Origin of the sequence: Vibrio sp. Vb2880, from assembly GCF_033337975.1 — a bacterium.
Lineage (GTDB): Bacteria > Pseudomonadota > Gammaproteobacteria > Enterobacterales > Vibrionaceae > Vibrio > Vibrio alginolyticus.
This window is the reverse complement of sequence record NZ_JAWORT010000005.1, coordinates 157,113-176,795: the sequence shown is the minus strand read 5'-3', so window position 1 is coordinate 176,795 and position 19,683 is coordinate 157,113. Positions and strand designations below refer to the sequence as shown.

Genomic DNA, 19,683 nt, shown 5'->3' with positions numbered 1-19,683 from the left:
AAATTCGCGCCTCTTTTTTTGATTTTAACTAGAACAAGTCAAGCTAACCCGTGCTTTCCCTAGCCTACAATTTCCTTTTGTAGAAAGTACTTGTGGATGCCCTCTGCAGGATAGCCTGAGTACTGCCCCACTTTCTCAAAACCTAATTTGATATAGAACTCAAGAGCTTGAAAGCTGTAGGTATCCAAATAAACATGGGTAACCCCATGAGGCTTTACTTTTTGTTCTAGCATCGACATTAATTGGCTACCGAGACCAGAGGTTCGACTTTCAGCGTCTACCCACAAAAACTCAACAAACACCGTATTTTTAAACATTTCGCCAGTCAAGCCACCCATGATCTTGCCATTCTCATCTTTTGCGAAACAGCCTACAGCATGCACTTCCCCTTCTGGTAAATGCAGTCGGTTATAAGATCGAATACCTTCACGAACAAAATCAAGGTCTGTTTGATCTGGATTTAAACAAAATTCAAGCTTCATATACCCTCTCCTTAGGAAACACCAATATCCTAAAACAAAAAGCCAGCAATTGCTGGCTTTCTGATGGAATATGATAACTTTACAAGGCGAAACTACTCAGCATCCACAACGCCAGAATAACAAACACTAACCCCATTAGTTTATGTTGATACGTGCGGAATTTTTCGTTCTCGAGCAGCCCTTTGCCCAATGTGCCTGCTAACCCAACAAGTAATAAATTGAATGACAAGCCAAGAACGTTCAACAATAACCCTAGCGCTAGCATCTGCTCACCGGAAGATGCAGTGATATTGCTTGAGACAAACTGAGGCAAAAACATCACAAAAAAGACCAAGGCTTTAGGGTTAAGCAAATTACTCATCAAAGCACGCTGATAATAAGTTGATGCCATTTTGTTTTGACCATCAAGCTCTGGAGCCGAAGATGCCTCAGCTCGTAAGCAGTCCCAACCCATTTTTAACAAGTAAGCGCCACCTAATAGATGAAGGACTTTAAGGGCTATTGGGCTCATGGCAATCAGGGTAGATACGCCCATTGCAGCAAGCAAAGTAAGAATAACACCAGACGTCGCATTGCCTAAGCTAGCAAAAAGACCGACCTTCTTACCGTAACTCATACTTGAGCTCGCTATCAGCAACATATCAGGCCCTGGTAAGAGCAATAAGGCGACAACTGCGGTGAGATAAACAGGAAGTACAGATAAATCAATCATGATGGAACCGCTTTTCTACAACAAGGCGGCGAATGTTATACCAACAAAATGACATCATCCAGCCCAAAATAGCCAAGATAAATCAAAAAATAAAAATCATAGTTTGCCCAGCCGAAAAATAGCAATCAATTCGCCTGTTTATCAAAATCGAATAGCAATTTTGTACAAAAATAAGCACGATGGATCCGTTACACTTCTAAAATGATTTTCTTGAGCAGACCGGATAAAGATGAAAGAAAAGAATAAGGAAATCGCTACCTTCAAGATAGCTCAAGAGCTCGGAGGTTTAGAGCTTCTCGATGCAAAGTATGAGAAGCAGAATTTTTCACGCCATAGCCACGAAGGTTACACTATTGGTGTCATCGAAAAAGGGGCACAACAATTTTTTAGGACGGGCGGGAATCATATCGCGCCACAGGACAGCATCATCCTTGTTAATGCAGATGAAGTACACAACGGGCATTCAGCCTCGGAAGGCGGCTGGGAATACAAAGCAATGTACCCCGTACCTCAGCAGTTTCAAACTTTAGGACAAGAGCTTGGCTCACCAAATGTAGCTCTGCCCTATTTCCCTCAACCTGTGGTTTACGATCCTGAGCTGGCTAGTCAGTTACGACTGGTATTTGAAACACTAGAAAAATCAGACAACCGTTTATTGAGAGAAACTTTGGTTTACGGCACGTTGATCAAGCTAGCCAGTAAACACAGCACTCATCGGGCACCACTGAAAGAGTCAACCAGAGCTCAGCGACAAGTGCAGCTCGTCAGAGAATTTTTGGAAGACTTTCCACAAACGGACGTCTCACTAGAAGAACTCGCGAAACTGTCTGGATTAAGCCCTTTTCATCTGCTGAGAGAGTTTCAAAAGCAATTTGGCTTTCCGCCTCATGCCTATCAAATTCAGCAACGTTTACGTATGGCGAAGAAGCTATTAAAAATGGGACAAAAAATTTCAGACGTGGCACAAGAATGCGGTTTCCATGATCAAAGCCATCTGCATCGACACTTTAAAAAAGCCATGGGCGTCACTCCCGGCCAATACGTCCGTCACAGCTAAAGCAGCAATATTGTACAAGGCGTTATGCGACTACCGAGCTATCTTGGTAATCTGATTTAGGAATAAATAAGAAGAAACTATGGACCACACTTTGCCGTTACAAAAAGAATCAAAAGCCACGCTATTTTGGCAAGGTACACTTGCGATGATGCCTCTGAGTATCGCAGTGCTCCCTTGGGGCTTACTCGCAGGCTCATTCGCAATTGATACTGGGCTTCACCCTTTGGAAGGACAAGCACTATCCGCCATTTTGTTCGCAGGTTCTGCACAGCTCGTCGCGATGGGAATGATTAAAACCGGAGCAGGTCTAGTGACCATGTTACTGACAACGTTTTTTATCACCTCTCGACATTTCCTCTACAGTGTATCGATGCGCAGTAAAATTGCACCGCTCCCTCTAAAATGGCGATTATCACTCGGCTTCTTACTTACTGACGAGCTGTTTGCGATTGTAGGCCACCATTCCGATAAACAGTTTAATCGCTGGTATGCACTTGGGGCTGGTCTGAGTTTTTACCTGTTTTGGAATGTCGCGACATTGACGGGCATTATTGCGGGAAGTCTAATCCCTGAACTGAACGAAATGGGTTTGGAATTTGCTGTAGCCGCTACTTTTATCGCGATAGTAGTACCCACCATTAAAAATGCAGCGGTGCTCGCGAGTGTTATTGTAGCTTTGGTGAGCTCAGTTGCCCTAACCTATTATCAAATTGAGGGAAGTTTGATGATTTCGAGCATTTTAGCCATGCTTACTGGTTACTTTGTGGAACAAGTAAAGGAGAAACGCTAATGATCATGTTGGCTATTTTGCTGATGACGGTACTTGTTTTCACCAGCCGCTACTTGTTTTTAGAACCCAAGCTACCATTGCGATTAGGGACGCGCACTCAAAAAGTACTCAATTACGCTAGCCCCGCAGTACTGACTGCGATCTGGGCACCTATCGTTTTCATTCCCGATGGGGAGCTCAGCGTCAATGTGCAAAACCCATTTTTACTGGCTGCCGTACTGGCTGCTTTAATCGCGTATTTTACTAAAAATGTTCTTTTAACGACGGTTATCAGTATGGTGGTATTTCTCGTTCTGCGAATTTGGCTTTAATCCGCCAACCACTCAATCTCCAACAAGGTGACATCGCCACACTTTAATCGACCAAGGAAGATGTCACCTTCATGTACCTCACCAACGCCCTTTGGTGTACCAGTCATCACTACATCGCCATCTTGAAGTGTTGTGTAACTGGTTAATTCATCCAGGATACTTAGCGGCGGATAGAGCATTTGGTTAACGTGACCTTTTTGTACACGAACACAGTTAATTAAGAGCTCAAGGTTAAGATCATTGATATCAATGTTTTCCAAAGAGACAAACCGACTAAACACAGCAGATCCATCAAATGCCTTAGCACGCTCCCACGGCAACCCCTGATTTTTAAGCGAGGATTGCAAACCACGCTTGGTCAGATCCAATCCCAAACCAACCGCTGAATAACGTCCATCCTTGATCAAAAAGCAGATTTCAGCCTCATAATGAAGGGGCTCTTGATGGAATGAACGCAGAGTTGTTGATACGGAAGTTGCGGGTTTATTAAATACCACCATTTGCTCAGGCATTGCATTATTAAGCTCATGAATATGTTCAACGTAATTTCGTCCAACACAAAGCACTTTACCCACTTCTACTTTCTTTTCTTCAACTTGAATAACACTCATCATTCTTCCCTGCAAAACAAAAATCCCATCATAATCTAACCTATTGACTTAACGACACTAAATAGCAACCTCTAGTGTAAAAAATAAGACATTCACCCCGTTTTGAGTTTTGTATCATCTAATTGACACAGCAAAGTATTTGTAAAACAAATAGACAAAAAAGCCAGCACGAGGCTGGCTTTAGATCAATGAGCTTGAATAATAGTTCTCGCTAAACCCTATTATAGGTAGTAACGAGCACCTAACGCCCATTTGTCATCAGTTTCACGACCATTGTCGTCATTTAGGTCAAATTGGTAACCCGCGTAACCAACAAATTTAGGCGTGAAGTTGTATTCTGCTTGTAGTGCCATTTCTTCACGAGCAGTTTCTGTTTTAGAGCTCTTAAACTCTTTACCTTCCACCATCTCATAGTTAACACTCAAGTTTAGGCTGTTTGCTAGAGCGTATGCGATGATCGCTTCGTACGCATCACTTTCTTCTAAACGGTCGCCTTTTGCACTGAAGTTCATGTTTTCGTTTGAACCATAAACCGCAGCAAGGAATAGGCCTTGTCCGTACGCACCGTAAGATGCTGATACAACGTGTGATTCCGCCGTGTGCTTACCTGCATATGCAGGGTGCTGGAAATCACCGCCATTGTAAGAGTAACCGATTTTAGCGCCCATGATTGAGTAAGAAAGCGCAGCTTGCACACGGTCATCGTATTTAGCACCGCCAGTTATAACTCCAGCATCGTTGCGTGTGTAATCATCGTTTGCACCCTGCCAACCAAGACCAAAGTTGATCACCCCCGCTTCACCCAACTCGATGGCATTACGGTAAGAAAGCATTTTATCCGCACGGCCTGTGCCAAGGTTTCCATGATCGTCATAGATGAAGTCGTTTGCAAACGCGATTGGCATATCTGCAATACCTGCGACATCGTAGTAAGGTGACCATTGCGTACCACCTACTGCACGACCATAAACCTCATGCGTTACACCTAAGTAACCTAGACGAGTTTTAAACGACTCTTCACCACCGTCTAAGTAGTTTAGCGCCCATTCACCACGTGCGTCTGCGGTGAAGCCATTACCCAAATCCTGTGTCGCAGAGATATTGATACGAGGAGAGTTAGTACCCACATCCGTGTCACCTTGCTCTGATCCATTTAAATTAACAGAAACGTGGCCGCCCATCGAAAATGTTGTGCCATCGTTATTATATAGTTCCACTGCAACTGCTTGAGTACCGAAGGTTGCTGCCGCGATTGCCGCTGCTAATAATTTTTTATTCATTTCTAAATCCATTACTTATTAGTTGGTTAGTCAGTTTTAGACCCGGCTTTGGTTCACTTTCGTAAAAACGAAATGATGAACAAAGAGAGGAATACAAAGGCTATCCGAGGCATCGTTTCCACCAGATTACTTTTACCTTTGTGTAACAACTGCCGACACTTTATTTGATTAGTTCCTGACAACCGAGTGAAAAGATCTCAGACAAAACCTAAAAAGCAATCGTTTACTTAGTCTTTAAGAAATCGAGAAATAAAAACCTTACAATAAGAAATGCTTTAGAGAGAGTTAGCTCACAAATAGCTGATGATTCGCTATTTTTAGGCCAAACTTCCCTGCCAAATTGAAATGTTTACTTACATTTAGGGTCAAGAAGCAATTCAGGAACTTTTTGAAAAAAACACAGTCTTTAACGGAGAGGAAAAAACCTCAAAAAAGATAAACCTTTCTTTTTATAAGTGGTATGAGAAGGGGCACTTATTCTTGCCAGCAATAAAAGTGCAATCAAATCATAACTTAACAGAAATCTATCTTTCATTTTCAGCATTTACCTTAGCGTCATCAACACATCGGGCAAGAAAGCCCATCGATTACAACTAGGGTAATAAGAAAATGAAAAAGGCAGCACTAACTACTGCAATTCTTACAGCATTGGTATCAGCACCATCATTCGCAGCAACTGTATACAAAAACGACGGTACTGAATTAAAAGTTGGCGGCCGCGTTGAGTTTCGTGGTGACTTCATCGGTTCAGACGGTGCTGAAGTTGAAGGTTCTATGGAAGATAAAAGCCGTGCTCGTCTTAACCTAAAAGGTAAAACAGACATCGGCAACGGCCTTTCTGCTTTCGGTGTTTACGAAGCCGAACAAAAAACGGGCAAGAGTGAATTCAAAAACCGCTACATGTATGCAGGCGTCGACTCTGATATCGGTGCTTTCTCTGTAGGTCGTCAAGACATGGCTGCAGTCATCATCTCTGACATGACGGATATCACTGAATTCTCTGGTGTTCAGCAAGTTATTGATTCGTCTTCTGATAAGCAAGACAGCGTTTTCGCATACCGTGGTGCGTTTGATGCACTACAACTTCAAGCAACCTACCAAGCAAACTCTAGCGATAACGAAGATAAATACGGCATCTCTGGAATGTACTCACTACCAATGGGCCTCGACTTTGGTCTTGCATACTCTGGTGGCGATGTAGATAAAGATAACTCTGAAGATCAAATTCTAGGTGGTATCGCTTACTCGATGGACAACCTTTACCTAGCAGGTACTTATTCTCAAGGCTCCCTGACTGACTCTGAAGACTTTACGGCTTACGAGCTAGTCGCAAGCTACAAAGTAGCAAGCAAAGTGACACTTGCAGCTCTATACACAGCTCAAGAGAATGATCCAGACAACGGTTCAAAGTACGACACCGTTGAAGGTATCGAGCTTGTTGGTTACTACAAACTAAACAGCAACTTCCGTACTTACCTGTCTTACTACATCAACCAACTTGATGAAGCAAAAGATGCAACAACAGGTCTAGTAACAGAAGGCGAAGATACACTGCGCCTAGGCGTACGTTACGATTTCTAATTCACTCTTGTCCTAAGAGCGAGTCCACTTGGCCAGCACCTTTGCTGGCCATTTTTTATTTAACCCAACACAACTCGATAAGTTTTCACACTATCCAAGCATCGCTCAGCAATGAAAAACGAGCGTAACGACGCCTACTTCTGCCCTCTTTTAATGCGATTGATCACTAAGTTAGTGCATTTCATCTAATCGACAACATAGAAAAACCAAAAAACCATTTAAAATCAAATATATAAAAGTTGGCACGTGTTCTGCAATATTATTTATGCAAATGCATGGCAGCGTTTGTGCTTCTCGTTCTTTGTACCTGTTATAACAGGCACGTCCTTTGAATTGGTAATGTCGCCTCCCTCTGGGAGGCATTTTTTTATTGGCGCGAAAAACAATAGGACGTATGATCCCGCCACCTCTATCAAACTGGAATTTTTCAATTGAATCATCATCCTGTTCAAGGTGCGTCCTGGATGCTAACAGCTGGCTTGGCATTCGCCATAGTGAACAGCTTCGCCCAGATTGCTAGCATCAACTTTGGTGTCTCCTCCACCACATTTGCGTTATTCCAATATGCAATCGCCTTATTTGTTATTCTGCCCTACCTACGTACACTTGGGATTAGACGTTCTTTAAGAACCCAACACTTTGGCTGGCATGCATTCCGCATTTTTCTCTCTGTTATCGGGATTCAACTTTGGTTATGGGCTCTCGCTTACCCAGTTCCAATTTGGCAAGGCATTGCACTTCTCATGACCTCTCCGTTATTTGCCACAGTTGGTTCTGGCTTGTTACTCAAAGAGAAAGTAGGTACTGCACGCTGGCTCGCTACATTGACGGGGTTTGTTGGTGCCATGATCATTCTTGAGCCTTGGGCAGACTCATTTACATGGGCGACCCTGCTCCCTGTTGGCGCCGCATTTTTCTGGGCAGCGTATTCATTAATGGTTAAAAAAATGTCGGTAAACGATCCGCCTTCAACCATGGTCGTCTATTTATTACTGCTGATAACGCCATTTAATATCTTGTTAGCGATACCGACGTTTACTATGCCAGATACGTGGACGATATGGGGTGTGCTTTTAGCCGCAGGTGCACTAACAGCACTCGCTCAATGGGCTATCGTTAAAGCATATGCAGTAGCAGACGCCTCATTTGTGCAACCATTTGATCACGCCAAACTGCCTTTGAATGTTGTTGCTGGTTGGTTGGTGTTTGGTTGGGTGCCACCTGGTCGTTTATGGTTAGGTGCTGCGATTATTATTGCATCTATTGCGTTTATTACGCATTGGGAAGCGAAAAAGACAAAGTTAGTTGAAAGAAAAATCTAATTTAAAAGTTCTATATTTTCAGGAAAGGAAATGAGGAACCCATATGAGTCAACCAATCAAAATTACACTGTATCGCTGGGCTGGTAGTTGGGGCCCATTCAAAGTCAATATTCCTTGTGGTGAATGTACATTAACCAAAGATATTTTAAAGGATACTTTTGAAAACGAACTAGCCGATGTGCCCGTTGAACTCGAGATAAAAGATTGGTTATCTCACTGGTGGGAACCATTAAAAGCGGGGGCTTGGCATGCACCCATTCTTCTTGTCGAAGGGAAAGTTATCAGTCAAGGAGAAGCATTGAATCGGGGTGTGCTTGTACAGTCTGTTATTGCTGAGTGGGTAAAACGCGATGAGCTAAAAGGCAACATTGTTTATGGTAAAGCAACTTGCCCTTACTGTGTCAAAGCCAAACAATTACTTGACGAGGCTGGCGTTCAGTATGAGTACCATGATGTAGTTAAAGACAGCGCCGCCTTATACCGCATGATTCCTGAAGTAAAAGCCATCATTGGCGAAAAAACACCGGTAACAGTGCCGCAAATTTGGTTAGATGGAAAATATATTGGAGGGGCTGACGATTTAGAGAAGTGGTTATCAGCAAAGGGGCTAGATAAAGTGCCTAACAATGTTGTGGAGATACCAAGCCAATCCGCGTAATTCTAGATTTAAATGTCATCAGTCTTTGAGTAGCGTTTTGCCAATGTTGTGCAATATGTTGGCTACTTACTAACAACAAAACAGAGAAAAGCAAAAAGCCCTGATTTTTCAATCAGGGCTTTTTAAATTATTTCGCCAGTTTTTTAATAACACGAGCAAAAACAGAAGCTTTTTTCTTCTTCGCTTTACCGTAAAGCGCTTTGTGCATCGCGTCTTTTGCAATCATCTGGCCAATATAAGCACCACCAAGTTCGTTACCCATGACCTTCTCCTGAATGTATTGACTTAACTATGTTGTAATTTTACACCACAATTAGATAAAAACAAGACTCCAGTCACATTTATTTTGTAATTAACTTTCAGTTTGATTTTCGTGGATTTCTTGAAATGAGCGTCTATCGCTTAGGTTGTTGGTATGTTTTACCCGCTGCGACGTACGTATCTTTCTGTTTGATTTCAAAGAATGTTTCAAAGAACCACGCAGCAAACTTGATCAAGTGATCGCCTTCATTCATGACGTGCTCTACGTATTCTTGCTCTTCTCCGGACTCATCTTCTTGAGTGGTAATATGGTAAATACGTTTCTCACCATCAACTTCTGCAAGGCCAAACTGACCCGTTAGGGATTGCGCCGCTTGTGCAACTTCTTCTTCCTCACACGCCTTCAAGATTTCAAGTGCCTTTGGCATGCTTTCTTGCTGAGTAATTTCTTTTACCAGTGTTTCAAATTCGTTTTGTTGCATTCTTTCACCTAACGATTAGAGATCGGATAGCCATTGGGCAGAAATGTATTCCAAGCTTGAGAGAAGTATCAAGGTTCGCCCTCTTCCTTTCAAACCAAGTCATTCAGTATACACAACAAGCCAGACTTAATTTAGCTGCGCATTTTAGAAAGCCGACCTTCTGGTTGCAAGTATATTCAGATGGAAGTTTCTGCTTGAACCGTCCCTTCTGGCACTTTACGAAATTGGCTTAGTACAAGAACAAAGCAAGAAAGTAACGCAATAAACAAATAAAACACCCCAAGCTGCTGCTGATTCGTAACCCATGAGTCTACTAAGTACCCACCAAACAAACCTGCTAAACACATTTGAATAGAGCCAGATAACGCAGAAACCGCGCCTGCCTGTTGCTTATGTGGCGAGAGTAGCAAACTAATCGATACTGGGAATGACATGCCTTGGGCAAAACTTAAACACGTGAATGCCGTCAGCAATGAAAATACACTGAAGGGGGTAACCAACAACATGAAGCCAGCAACAGCAACAATCGCGAAACTCATCAGCAAGATTTGCTGAGCTTTGTAACGAGCATTGATCAAATTCAGCACTAAGCTACCCGTCAGCAAACCAACTGACGGTATGATCATCAAAGAGCCGTAATCTGCCGCCGTTAATCCTAACTCTTGTTGCATTAAAAATGGATACAAGGAGAGCGTAACCAGAGCCGATAAATAACTAAGCCAGTTGTAGCTCGCACTACCAATCACTTGTGTATTCGTTAACAGACGCAAATAGTTCGCGCTTACTTCGCCTACTTTAAATTTTCTCTTCGGATAAGGCAGCGTTTCTGGCAGCACCAATAAACCAAGTGTAAAAATTGCCATTAAGTAAATCAGCACAAACACGAAGACAGCATGCCAACTCAGGTGAAAAGCAATCCAGCCACCAAACAGCGGAGCAATAATTGGCATCGCTGAAGCAGTGACTGAAATATAAGATAGCGCTTTGGTTAATTGCATACCGTCATAACTATCACGCAGTACTGACCGACCAAGTACCGAAGCGCTGCCCGCTCCTAGGCCTTGCAGTAACCGTCCCGCTTCAAGGGCAACAATGTTGTCCGAAAACGCGATGCAAATAACCGTACCAACTAGATATACACTTTGCCCCAGAATAAACACCGGCCGACGACCAATCGCATCAGACAATGGGCCGTAAAAAAGCTGAGAGATACCGAAGCCAACGAGAAATAGCGTGACGAGATTCTGAATCGAATGTTGCGGCAAATTCAAGTCATGACCAATCAACGGCAAAGAAGGAAGATAAATACTAACGCCAACTTGGCCTGTGGCAATGATCATCATCGCTAATAACAATGGTGTTTTACGCAAACGTTCCTCCTACTTTGTGACAGATTGATGGCAAACAGTGTATATTTGATACTCAAAGATGATAATCAGCTAAGTTGGAAAGGAATTAATTCCCAAGGAGATACAATGGACTGGATTCAAAGCGTGAAGAGTTATATTCGTGTGGTCGAAGAAGGTAGCTTTAATGCCGCAGCGCGGAAACTCAATACCACCAGCTCAGCTATCAGTAAGCGAGTTCAATGGCTAGAAGATAAAATTGGCGTTCAACTACTCAAACGTACGACCCGCTCAATTAGCCAAACTGAAGCTGGTGCGCTGTTTTATCAACGAGCAAAAAGTCAGCTTGATTCATGGCAATCGGTATTAGATGAAACTCGCTCAGTCAACCAATCACCAGCGGGGCTATTAAAAATTGGGGCAACGCTGGCCGTTGGTTCCAAGTTTCTAGTTCATTATCTTGATGATTTTCTTGATAAATATCCAGACATCACACTTCAATTAACAACAACGCTACCAGGCCAATTGCCAGAGCTAAGCTTAGACCTGTTTATTAGCCGGGAATTAGAGCAACTGAACTCTCTAAGTTTCAAAGCTACTGCACTTTTCGAACATAAAGCCCAGTTTTACGCCGCGCCTAGTTACCTAAAGAAATATGGCACACCACAATGCGTTGAGGATCTGACAGAGCATAATGTCCTGATTTGGGGAGAAAAACCCTCACGAGAAATCAAAACAAATCGAGGCAAACGTATCAGCTTGTCCGGTAACTTTGCCACGACCAACCCAGAAGCGCTGTTTCATGGTGCCAAAAGAGGCATGGGTATTTTGATGACGAACAACGTCATGATCAAAGATGATCTCAAATCCGGCGCGTTAGTCCCTATCCTGCCCGATATCACAGCGGATAAAGCCACTGTATATGCCTACTATCCAAAGCTGGATTATCAGCATACCCGAACTAAGCTGTTCCTCGATTATCTCAAATCACGATTGGAAGAGGAGAAGCGCGCCTAGCTTAGCGTTTTTATCGCTATAGCTTTAAAAGGTTCAAGCATAAAAACATGAAAATAATGATTTGTTCGTTCACAAAATTTGAAAAATCTGCCTTAGTAACCGATAGTTTATTTGATGCATATCAAATAATAATTCGTCGTGTCTTACACGATATGTTAATAACAACGCTAGGTGAAATGCTCAATGGGTCAGGTACAAATCAGTTTCCACAAAATTGATGAGATATTGAAGCTAAACGGCACGGCTCAGCTAAACCGAGTCACGCTAGATATTCATCAACACTTGCAGAGCCATTGCACTTGCGTTGTAGAAGTTGCGCATCTTCAGCATTCGGCTCATACCATTTCCTTCGCCAGCAATGGAAAAATTACAGACAACCTAAGCTACCACCTTTCAGGCACCCCCTGTGAAAAAGTGGCGAAAGACATTGGCGAACATATTTTCTATCAAGACCAGGTATACAAGCGTTTTCCTGAAGATCAGATGTTTCAAGAAGATGGCATTCAAGCTTACATTGGCCTGCCATTGAAGACACAAAATGGCGAAGTTCTGGGAATTTTACTGTCTACCTTTACCCGAAGCATCCACGCGAAAGAAGCGCAAGATATCCTCGACTTCCACCGATTTTATGCCAATGTCATTATTCATAGCTTACGTGAAAAGTGGGTCAGTGAACGTTCAGATAAGCTTCTTAATCAGCTTAGCTATGAGGTATCGCATGATAACCTAACTGGACTGCTCAACCGTAGCTGTTTAGCTGATACCTTGGAGACATTAACGCAGCAGGCGACTCGCCCATTCAGTTTGGCGTATCTTGATATCGATAATTTCAAATCGATCAATGATATCAACGGAAACTATATCGGCGACCAAATCATTAAGTTCACAGCTAACGCCATTCAACAGAGCTTGTCGTCGCCAAACAATGCGTTCCGTGTTGCAGGAGATGAATTCGCCTTCATCACGTACGACGAAGATCCTGTCGCCGTGTGTCAGGAAGTACTCGACAAAATTGAAAGCGGCTACAGCGACAAATCTAACCGGATTTCTTTCACCGTTAGTATTGGTATTGCACGTGCCCCAGTACATATGTTGAACAGCGATGAGCTGATTTTGAATGCCAGTCTCGCTCTCAAAGATTGTAAAAAACACCGCGATACACGGATTCAGCATTACGACACACACCTTAGTGCGTTATACCACCGTAGGACGCAGCTTATTGAGGCAATGCGAATCCAGCTAAGTACTGATATACAAGACAGCGATGAGTTGTATGTAGTGGTTCAACCGATCGTTGATATCACGAGCGACCGCTGGAATTACTTTGAAATTTTGACTCGTTGGAATAGCAATATCTATGGAAATATCTCTCCAGCGGAGTTCATTGAAGCTGCCGAACAATCAGGCCTGATTATCGAGTTAGGTGAACGGATTATTGAACTCGCGTGTATCGCAAAGCAAGAACTCGAAGCGAACCTAGGCTATAAAGTCAAACTCTCCATCAATTGCTCAGCGTATGAGCTGGTTGATTCCAACCGTTATATTAATCACTTAACCAACATGGTTGAAAAGTATCAGCACGAAGCAAAAGACTTTGTTATAGAGCTCACCGAGACCGTCTTGCTCTCACAAAGTGGCCGTGAACAGATGGTACTTAACTCGTTGCGATACTTGGGTTTTAAAGTCGCACTGGATGATTTTGGTACGGGATACTCAAGCTTGAACTATATACACAATTATCCGATTGATAGCATCAAAATCGATGCTACCTTTGTGCAGAACATGCTCTCAAATACAACCTCTGAACAAGTAGTGTTTTTGATAGCGCAATTGGCAGAGCTGCTTGATGTGGATTTGATTGCCGAAGGCGTAGAAGACGATAGAGCACTGCAAAAGTTAATTGAAATGGGCTGCCACTACATCCAAGGTTATTTTTACTCTCGTCCACACAGTGTTGAAGAAATCGTACACCTGATAAATGAACGTGAAGTACGGAGTGCCTAACGTACTGAACAGACTGCTGTCATAGAATTCAAATCTAGTTAATGCACAAAGTAAAAGAGACCAAGCTATGCTTAGTCTCTTTTTGTTTTTTGAGCGAAGTACTTTATTACAGCACTGCTTTCTCTTTATCGCGTAATAGTTTATCCATTTCATCTCTGTTCGCGACAAAAGTAGCCATCTCTTTCTTAGGAACAGAACTCGCCATTGGGATATTTGCTCGCATAGCGTTAACTGGACGGCCGTATTCAATCAACTCATAGTGAAGGTGTGGCCCAGTCACTCGACCTGTTTTACCAGAAAGACCGATACGCTGGCCTCGAGAAACCTTTTGCCCTTTCTTCACCAAAATCTTACTTAGGTGTAAGTAACGGGTTTTGTATTTGCTGCCGTGCTCAACAACCACGTAGTTACCCGCATAAGGGTGTTTACGAGTCATGATCACTGTACCATCACCAGTAGAAACGACGGGTGTACCGGTTGGTACAGCAAAGTCAGTGCCGTTGTGCGGCGCAACACGCCCCGTTACTGGATGTAAACGATTAGGATTAAAGCCAGAACTGATACGCCAACGACTACTTACAGGGTAACGCTGGAATGCGCGCTGTAAGCTTTCACCTTTGGCATTGTAGAATTGACCATCAGTATGAAGGTAAGCGGTGATCTCGCGGCCGCGATTATAAATCTTAATCGCTTCAATTTCGTTCTTACCTGTTGGTACACCATTGATGCTTTGTGAGCGACGAACAACTTCAAATCGATCACCTGCACGAAGATCACGTCCAAAGTTAAGTTGTTCTTTGAGTAAGCTTACGACTTGACTCACTTCCGCCGACGTTAAACCTAAACGACTCGCAGAAGAAGAAAAACTGCCTTGAATAACGCCAACTAAAGGCTCTTGGCTCCACACGCCAGGAATGGAAATATCAGTAAAGTCATAGCTACCATCACTATTCAGCTTGTAGACCACTTTATCTGCAATAGAAAATTGCAGTTCCATTTTCGCTAACTCGCCTGTCGCATCATCACGCCAGAAACGGAGCGTATTGCCCGGCTTAAGTGTATCAAGTGCCAAGTAGTTCAAATCCGTTTCCATTACTTTCATTAACGAGCTGTAACCGAAACCGAGCTGACTAAAAATAGTGCTTAGGTTGTCACCTGCTTGGATTTGATATTCGAAGTTCGGGGGAGTGACAACTTCGGCAGTTGTCGCATCAAGAATTTTTTCAACGACCTGAGGTTCAGGTAGGTTCAATGCGATGGTTTTGGTTAAAGATGACTCTTTGAGAGAGTGAGAAACACCAATCGCAACTAAAACTGGCAAGGAGTATAACAGCAGCGCTCTACGACTTGTCAGATTCGGCAACCGTCTTGTAATTTCATTTGTAGACACGGGAATTACTATCTCCTTTCAAACAAGGCTCATAGCTTATGCATTCCCGAATAAGAAATCACTAGGAAATTTCGAGATCTAGCGCAGAAAATACTGAATTTTTACAGAACTCAAAAAAAATTCATCACTGTTGCATATGTAAGTTATTCCCTACACGCTGTAATGTGGATGAATTGAATTGATTTGGCGTGTCTGCCATTGCTTGATCGTCACCGTGCGCTAAATATGAAAGCGTGATAGTTGTATCACTTTTCCATTCGAGCTGAGTAAATTTCACGCGGTCACCAACAAAAATACTGTCTAAAAGTACAACTCGGCTCGGCACGGGGTCAAACTTGAACAAGCCAACATAGTTAAACGAACCGCTACCTTGTGTCGTTACAATCATCGGTGCAACAACCCATGAAACACCTTCAATCTCACGCTGACTAATCGACGCAGTTGGGACAAGTACCTGACCTTTCGTCGCACCTGCATCATAGTCACCTATCAAATAGCCGTTTTCTTTATCCCACTCATCAAGAAAAGTGACCGCACCCTGCTCGGGGACTTGTATCGTCCAAGGATTACGTGCAGTGATACCAAGCGTCTCTTGCACAATAACGTTAGTTTCTACTTCTGTTTGAGGAAACTTAGCCATGATCTCGTCATCAGACAAACTAAAACGATAAACACCTGCGATCACAACCACAACTAATAAAACGATTGGAATAAGTAGAATAAGTGGTATCGGCAGGATTTTTTTGTGAGTCATGAAAGCTTCCTTGTTTCAAGGTATAAACGAAAAGCGAGTATACCATTGTATACCCAAATGATTTCACCTCTTCAAGTGTTTCAAAATTAAACTAAACTGATTATATCCAAATAGTTTCAAGTCCAGAGCTCATAACGAGCTAGTGACACAAGCTCTGTGCTCTAGGTCTATTGGTGTATTGGGACAAATAGGTAATCACGATGACAAAAACCATTCATACATGCGAGTGCGCCTGCGGTTTAGTTGAGATCCGTTGTAAGGGAGAGCCCACCCACACGTCTGTCTGCCATTGCTTCGAATGCCAAAAACGAACTGGCAGTGTTTTTGGGGTACAAGCTCGCTTTGAAAAAGAGCACGTTACTTTAAACGGTGAAGTCACTAGCTATACCCGAATTGGCGATGATGGCAGTGAGGTTCAGTATGACTTTTGTCCATCCTGCGGCACGACAATGAGGTTGTTCGTTTCTGCATACCCGGAAATCATGATCATTCCCGTCGGTCTATTTACCGATAAAGAGTTCCACCAACCTACCGTTTCAGTCTATGAACAAATGAAACACGGGTGGGTGAGTTTCGAATGCACAACGGAACACATCTGCTAGCGAGCAATCCGCGTTCACGTATTTACTTTGGCTCGGACAAACGACCTATAAGTGAGATTTTTTTGAGAATGATCAATCGAGTTTTACTGTAAAGGGTTTCGTAACTCGGTGTGAGCGTTATAATCGGCTCCTAATATTTGGTTGGGGTTTATTGTGATTTCCAGACTTCCTCGTTGGGTGGAATATGGCGCGTTTCTACTAGCTCTTCTCGCGGGCTGCGTCAACGCCGTTGGTCTTCTCGGCTTTCAACACCAAGCGATAACTCATCTTTCGGGAACCGTAACTCAGCTAGGGAACAGCTTGCTAACAGGTGTGGATAGCTCCATTCACCTGCTCTTCATCGTATTTAGCTTTTTGATTGGCGCTGCCTTTAGCGGCTTTTTTATTGAAAGCAGTGCGTTAAAACTAGGGCGAAGATATGGTGTTGCACTGTGCATAGAAGGGAGCTTGCTCTTACTCAGCTTGGGCTTTTTGGTGCAAGGGGATTTGTACGGCCAATATCTAGCATCAGCAGCATGTGGATTACAAAACGCAATGATCACCACGTTTAGCGGCGCAGTAGTCAGAACCACACATATGACCGGAATCATCACCGATCTAGGGATTATGATTGGAGAGAGCTTGAGAGGTCGTCAATTTGACCGACGTAAAGCAAAATTATTCCTATTCATTTTCTTTGGCTTTTTGTTTGGCGGCGTCGCGGGAGCGGCTCTATTTACGGTATATGGTTTATATACGCTGGTTTTCCCAGCAATATTGGCTTTTTCTACAGCTCTGATTTACTGGAGTTACCTATACATACTTAGCCGTCAACAAAAAGCATAAAATTTCGATCCGATTGAAGTGACATGCTTCAATCGGATTTGGCTCAATAGGTTCACACTGCAACGGTACAAGAAACGCTGAACGGCAATTTGACACTGCTAAAAACCTTAGAATAGATAAGGCTAACTGAATTTCTGGCTAAGAAGTTAGTCAGATCAAAATCACATTTGTTTACCATTTTATTATTCCAGTCACAATGCGCCCCATAATTCACTCCGCAATTCGCCTCTCGTGCTACAATTTTCTAACACAAGCAACATATTCGCATACACTTATACGTTATTTGACCAATTACCCGACAAATCGGCTGAATAACTAGATGTATTTAATGAATAGTATTGCAATGGATGCAGTTTGCGGGTACCCTCCGCAAAACTGTGATTAAATACGGATGTTTAGTGAATATTTATGTCATGGAAATGGCAAGTATTGACTAGTAGTAACACGAGACAACTATGCATAACACCACTAATGCTACTGAAGCTCCTAAGGGCAACTTTTGGATGTTTTTCATCCCTTCCCTAATTGGTCTTCTACTCTTTATGGCTCCGATCTCTTACGATGGCGGCCTAACCATTCCCGTTGCCGTGATGGCAAAAGTCATCCCAGCGGTGTTAGGCGATACCTTGATTGCTATCGTCACCAGTATCATCGCTTTCATGGCCGTTGCTTCTGTTCTTTGCAAAATTTTTAAGCCAGCTGCAATTTTACGTAATGGTTTTTTAAACGGTCTCTTCAACCCATCTCCACTTTGGCTCGTTGTTCGTTTAATCGGCGGCGCTGCCGTGTTAATGACGTTTTTCCAAGTGGGTCCAAAAGAAATTTGGGAAGAGAACACTGGCGGGCTTGTTCTTACTGGTCTTCTACCTACTCTGTTTGCCGTTTTCATTTTCGCGGGTTTACTGCTTCCGCTTCTTTTGAACTTCGGTCTTCTGGAGCTATTTGGTGCGTTACTCAGTAAAATAATGCGTCCGGTATTCAACCTACCTGGCCGCAGTGCAATTGACTGTATGGCATCTTGGCTAGGCGACGGAAGTGTTGGTATCTTGCTAACCAGCAAGCAATACGAAAATAAGTTCTATACTCAGCGTGAAGCGGCTGTTGTCGGGACCACTTTCTCAGCAGTATCGATCACGTTTAGCTTAGTTGTTATCGCTCAGGTAAAACTAGAGCACTTATTTTTGCCTTTCTACGGCGCTATCTGTCTAGCTGGTATCGTAGCTGCGATTATCATTCCTCGCCTGCCTCCGCTTAGTCTGAAGAAAGATCGCTACATTGACGGCAGCAACCCTGATAAAGACGCAGATGCAGTGCCAGAAGGCCACACCACATTCTCTTGGGGTATGGATCTAGCTCTTAAGCGTGCTGGTCAAGTCACATCGGTTCAGTCTGTATTTAAAGAAGGCGTACACAACGCAGTCGATATGGTATTTGGCGTACTACCTGTAGTTATGGGTCTTGGTACCGTTGCATTGGTGATTGCAGAATACACGCCTGTATTTGCAATTCTGGGTCAACCGTTTATCCCATACCTAGAGCTACTGCAAGTCCCTGAAGCTGTTGCAGCATCACAGACAATCGTTGTTGGCTTTGCGGATATGTTTATTCCAGCAATTTTAGCTGCCTCAATCGATAACGAAATGACACGTTTTGTTATTGCAGCAATGTCAGTAACTCAGCTTATCTACATGTCGGAAGTAGGTGCCCTACTGTTAGGCAGCAAAATTCCAGTAAACATTGTAGAGCTCTTCGTAATTTTCATTTTACGTACGTTAATCACGTTACCTGTGATTGCTGGCGTTGCTCATCTTATTTTCTAAAATCGAGACGTCAATTAACAAAGGCTCCGCATCGTCGGGGCCTTTTTTATACCTAAAACTCCGTCCACATTAGGCTTTTAGTAAAAAGCTCATAATTTACAAAGACAAAACTTAAACAAAACACCTGTCAGCACCAACAAAATTTTCATCACCTCACCTGTAAAACCAGTTGATACCACTGTTTGTTAAGCAATTCTTTTCATTATGACGATTTCATTAATCGAGCTCGCAAACATGATCACACTCACAAGTTTTAACGTAAATTGTCGGTTTGTTTAAATTTAGTTAAAAAAGACGACAAATGAGTTCATGTTTTTGACAAAGATGTCGATAAAAATATAACCAAACACAATAGGTTTCTCTTTATGCCCAATTCGC

General features: G+C 43.0%; 20 protein-coding genes. 11 read left to right on the top strand and 9 right to left on the bottom strand.

Annotated features, from left to right (window positions below):
- Positions 1 to 59: 59 nt before the first annotated feature.
- Positions 60 to 482: a GNAT family N-acetyltransferase gene (locus R7M92_RS07845; protein ID WP_053307844.1), complete on the bottom strand. Its 423-nt coding sequence runs from the start codon at positions 480 to 482 to the stop codon at positions 60 to 62.
- 79 nt (positions 483 to 561) lie between these two features.
- Complete coding sequence (locus R7M92_RS07840) at positions 562 to 1,194, bottom strand: LysE family translocator (RefSeq protein WP_005375522.1); 633 nt, start codon at positions 1,192 to 1,194, stop codon at positions 562 to 564.
- A gap of 229 nt (positions 1,195 to 1,423) precedes the next feature.
- On the opposite strand from R7M92_RS07840, the gene R7M92_RS07835 reads away from it, so the two are divergent.
- The 3 genes from R7M92_RS07835 to R7M92_RS07825 all read left to right on the top strand — a co-directional run bounded on the left by R7M92_RS07835 (position 1,424) and on the right by R7M92_RS07825 (position 3,352).
- Positions 1,424 to 2,251 (top strand): AraC family transcriptional regulator, encoded by an 828-nt coding sequence (locus R7M92_RS07835; protein WP_005385198.1) that lies wholly within the window; start codon positions 1,424 to 1,426, stop codon positions 2,249 to 2,251.
- 79 nt (positions 2,252 to 2,330) lie between these two features.
- The gene (locus R7M92_RS07830) at positions 2,331 to 3,041 is read left to right on the top strand and encodes an AzlC family ABC transporter permease (protein ID WP_005375526.1); all 711 of its coding nucleotides are present in this window, start codon (positions 2,331 to 2,333) and stop codon (positions 3,039 to 3,041) included.
- Positions 3,041 to 3,352, top strand: a complete 312-nt coding sequence (locus tag R7M92_RS07825; protein ID WP_005385193.1) for an AzlD domain-containing protein — start codon at positions 3,041 to 3,043, stop codon at positions 3,350 to 3,352. Before R7M92_RS07830 ends, R7M92_RS07825 begins: the two co-directional genes overlap by 1 nt.
- Here the strand turns inward: R7M92_RS07825 and R7M92_RS07820 are convergent.
- Both R7M92_RS07820 and R7M92_RS07815 read right to left on the bottom strand, forming a co-directional pair.
- Positions 3,349 to 3,963 (bottom strand): fumarylacetoacetate hydrolase family protein, encoded by a 615-nt coding sequence (locus R7M92_RS07820; protein WP_082240193.1) that lies wholly within the window; start codon positions 3,961 to 3,963, stop codon positions 3,349 to 3,351. The two genes, R7M92_RS07825 and R7M92_RS07820, sit on opposite strands and share 4 nt — an antisense overlap.
- A gap of 221 nt (positions 3,964 to 4,184) precedes the next feature.
- Positions 4,185 to 5,243, bottom strand: a complete 1,059-nt coding sequence (locus R7M92_RS07815; protein WP_053303773.1) for a porin — start codon at positions 5,241 to 5,243, stop codon at positions 4,185 to 4,187.
- Positions 5,244 to 5,852: 609 nt separating this feature from the next.
- Here R7M92_RS07815 and R7M92_RS07810 point away from each other — a divergent pair.
- From R7M92_RS07810 to R7M92_RS07800, 3 genes are all read left to right on the top strand, one after another.
- A complete protein-coding gene (locus R7M92_RS07810) occupies positions 5,853 to 6,824 on the top strand; it encodes a porin (RefSeq protein WP_005375535.1) in 972 nt (323 codons plus the stop codon).
- Positions 6,825 to 7,288: 464 nt separating this feature from the next.
- Positions 7,289 to 8,146, top strand: coding sequence for a DMT family transporter (locus R7M92_RS07805; protein WP_005375542.1), 858 nt, complete (start codon positions 7,289 to 7,291; stop codon positions 8,144 to 8,146).
- 43 nt (positions 8,147 to 8,189) lie between these two features.
- Positions 8,190 to 8,804 carry a glutaredoxin domain-containing protein gene (locus R7M92_RS07800; protein WP_053303774.1) on the top strand — a complete coding sequence of 205 codons (615 nt, stop codon included), beginning with the start codon at positions 8,190 to 8,192 and terminating at the stop codon, positions 8,802 to 8,804.
- Positions 8,805 to 8,931: 127 nt separating this feature from the next.
- On the opposite strand, the gene R7M92_RS07795 is transcribed toward R7M92_RS07800, so the two are convergent.
- From R7M92_RS07795 to R7M92_RS07785, 3 genes are all read right to left on the bottom strand, one after another.
- Positions 8,932 to 9,066: a hypothetical protein gene (locus R7M92_RS07795; RefSeq protein WP_017635854.1), complete on the bottom strand. Its 135-nt coding sequence runs from the start codon at positions 9,064 to 9,066 to the stop codon at positions 8,932 to 8,934.
- A gap of 133 nt (positions 9,067 to 9,199) precedes the next feature.
- On the bottom strand, positions 9,200 to 9,547 hold the full coding sequence (locus R7M92_RS07790; protein ID WP_005375501.1) for a hypothetical protein: 348 nt from the start codon (positions 9,545 to 9,547) through the stop codon (positions 9,200 to 9,202).
- A gap of 176 nt (positions 9,548 to 9,723) precedes the next feature.
- Positions 9,724 to 10,917, bottom strand: coding sequence for a multidrug effflux MFS transporter (locus R7M92_RS07785; RefSeq protein ID WP_053303775.1), 1,194 nt, complete (start codon positions 10,915 to 10,917; stop codon positions 9,724 to 9,726).
- A gap of 105 nt (positions 10,918 to 11,022) precedes the next feature.
- Here R7M92_RS07785 and R7M92_RS07780 point away from each other — a divergent pair, with 105 nt between their 5' ends.
- Positions 11,023 to 11,910, top strand: coding sequence for a LysR family transcriptional regulator (locus tag R7M92_RS07780; RefSeq protein WP_025768470.1), 888 nt, complete (start codon positions 11,023 to 11,025; stop codon positions 11,908 to 11,910).
- Positions 11,911 to 12,093: 183 nt separating this feature from the next.
- Positions 12,094 to 13,914, top strand: a complete 1,821-nt coding sequence (locus R7M92_RS07775) for a putative bifunctional diguanylate cyclase/phosphodiesterase (RefSeq protein WP_005375494.1) — start codon at positions 12,094 to 12,096, stop codon at positions 13,912 to 13,914.
- Between the two features lie 106 nt (positions 13,915 to 14,020).
- Here the strand turns inward: R7M92_RS07775 and R7M92_RS07770 are convergent, their stop codons facing one another.
- Positions 14,021 to 15,304, bottom strand: coding sequence for a peptidoglycan DD-metalloendopeptidase family protein (locus R7M92_RS07770; RefSeq protein WP_318133057.1), 1,284 nt, complete (start codon positions 15,302 to 15,304; stop codon positions 14,021 to 14,023).
- Between the two features lie 124 nt (positions 15,305 to 15,428).
- Entirely contained in the window at positions 15,429 to 16,058 is a 630-nt protein-coding gene (locus R7M92_RS07765; protein ID WP_017635850.1) for a hypothetical protein, read from the bottom strand.
- Positions 16,059 to 16,258: 200 nt separating this feature from the next.
- On the opposite strand from R7M92_RS07765, the gene R7M92_RS07760 reads away from it, so the two are divergent.
- The 3 genes from R7M92_RS07760 (at position 16,259) to R7M92_RS07750 (ending at position 19,305) form a co-directional block, all read left to right on the top strand.
- Positions 16,259 to 16,660 carry a GFA family protein gene (locus tag R7M92_RS07760; RefSeq protein WP_017635849.1) on the top strand — a complete coding sequence of 134 codons (402 nt, stop codon included), beginning with the start codon at positions 16,259 to 16,261 and terminating at the stop codon, positions 16,658 to 16,660.
- Between the two features lie 153 nt (positions 16,661 to 16,813).
- Positions 16,814 to 17,485, top strand: a complete 672-nt coding sequence (locus R7M92_RS07755; RefSeq protein WP_005375484.1) for a YoaK family protein — start codon at positions 16,814 to 16,816, stop codon at positions 17,483 to 17,485.
- A 455-nt stretch (positions 17,486 to 17,940) separates the two neighbouring features.
- Positions 17,941 to 19,305, top strand: coding sequence for a YjiH family protein (locus R7M92_RS07750; RefSeq protein ID WP_054578688.1), 1,365 nt, complete (start codon positions 17,941 to 17,943; stop codon positions 19,303 to 19,305).
- Positions 19,306 to 19,683 lie beyond the last annotated feature (378 nt).

What these genes read in the sequence shown, in the direction of transcription:
- R7M92_RS07760 (WP_017635849.1), top strand. Translation starts at nt 16,259, where the DNA reads ATGACAAAAACCATTCATACATGCGAGTGCGCCTGCGGTTTAGTTGAG.
- R7M92_RS07810 (WP_005375535.1), top strand. Translation starts at nt 5,853, where the DNA reads ATGAAAAAGGCAGCACTAACTACTGCAATTCTTACAGCATTGGTATCA.
- R7M92_RS07840 (WP_005375522.1), bottom strand. Translation starts at nt 1,194, where the DNA reads ATGATTGATTTATCTGTACTTCCTGTTTATCTCACCGCAGTTGTCGCC.
- R7M92_RS07805 (WP_005375542.1), top strand. Translation starts at nt 7,289, where the DNA reads ATGCTAACAGCTGGCTTGGCATTCGCCATAGTGAACAGCTTCGCCCAG.
- R7M92_RS07820 (WP_082240193.1), bottom strand. Translation starts at nt 3,963, where the DNA reads ATGAGTGTTATTCAAGTTGAAGAAAAGAAAGTAGAAGTGGGTAAAGTG.
- R7M92_RS07800 (WP_053303774.1), top strand. Translation starts at nt 8,190, where the DNA reads ATGAGTCAACCAATCAAAATTACACTGTATCGCTGGGCTGGTAGTTGG.
- R7M92_RS07790 (WP_005375501.1), bottom strand. Translation starts at nt 9,547, where the DNA reads ATGCAACAAAACGAATTTGAAACACTGGTAAAAGAAATTACTCAGCAA.
- R7M92_RS07795 (WP_017635854.1), bottom strand. Translation starts at nt 9,066, where the DNA reads ATGGGTAACGAACTTGGTGGTGCTTATATTGGCCAGATGATTGCAAAA.
- R7M92_RS07750 (WP_054578688.1), top strand. Translation starts at nt 17,941, where the DNA reads ATGCATAACACCACTAATGCTACTGAAGCTCCTAAGGGCAACTTTTGG.
- R7M92_RS07845 (WP_053307844.1), bottom strand. Translation starts at nt 482, where the DNA reads ATGAAGCTTGAATTTTGTTTAAATCCAGATCAAACAGACCTTGATTTT.
- R7M92_RS07835 (WP_005385198.1), top strand. Translation starts at nt 1,424, where the DNA reads ATGAAAGAAAAGAATAAGGAAATCGCTACCTTCAAGATAGCTCAAGAG.
- R7M92_RS07765 (WP_017635850.1), bottom strand. Translation starts at nt 16,058, where the DNA reads ATGACTCACAAAAAAATCCTGCCGATACCACTTATTCTACTTATTCCA.
- R7M92_RS07830 (WP_005375526.1), top strand. Translation starts at nt 2,331, where the DNA reads ATGGACCACACTTTGCCGTTACAAAAAGAATCAAAAGCCACGCTATTT.
- R7M92_RS07825 (WP_005385193.1), top strand. Translation starts at nt 3,041, where the DNA reads ATGATCATGTTGGCTATTTTGCTGATGACGGTACTTGTTTTCACCAGC.
- R7M92_RS07780 (WP_025768470.1), top strand. Translation starts at nt 11,023, where the DNA reads ATGGACTGGATTCAAAGCGTGAAGAGTTATATTCGTGTGGTCGAAGAA.
- R7M92_RS07815 (WP_053303773.1), bottom strand. Translation starts at nt 5,243, where the DNA reads ATGAATAAAAAATTATTAGCAGCGGCAATCGCGGCAGCAACCTTCGGT.
- R7M92_RS07775 (WP_005375494.1), top strand. Translation starts at nt 12,094, where the DNA reads ATGGGTCAGGTACAAATCAGTTTCCACAAAATTGATGAGATATTGAAG.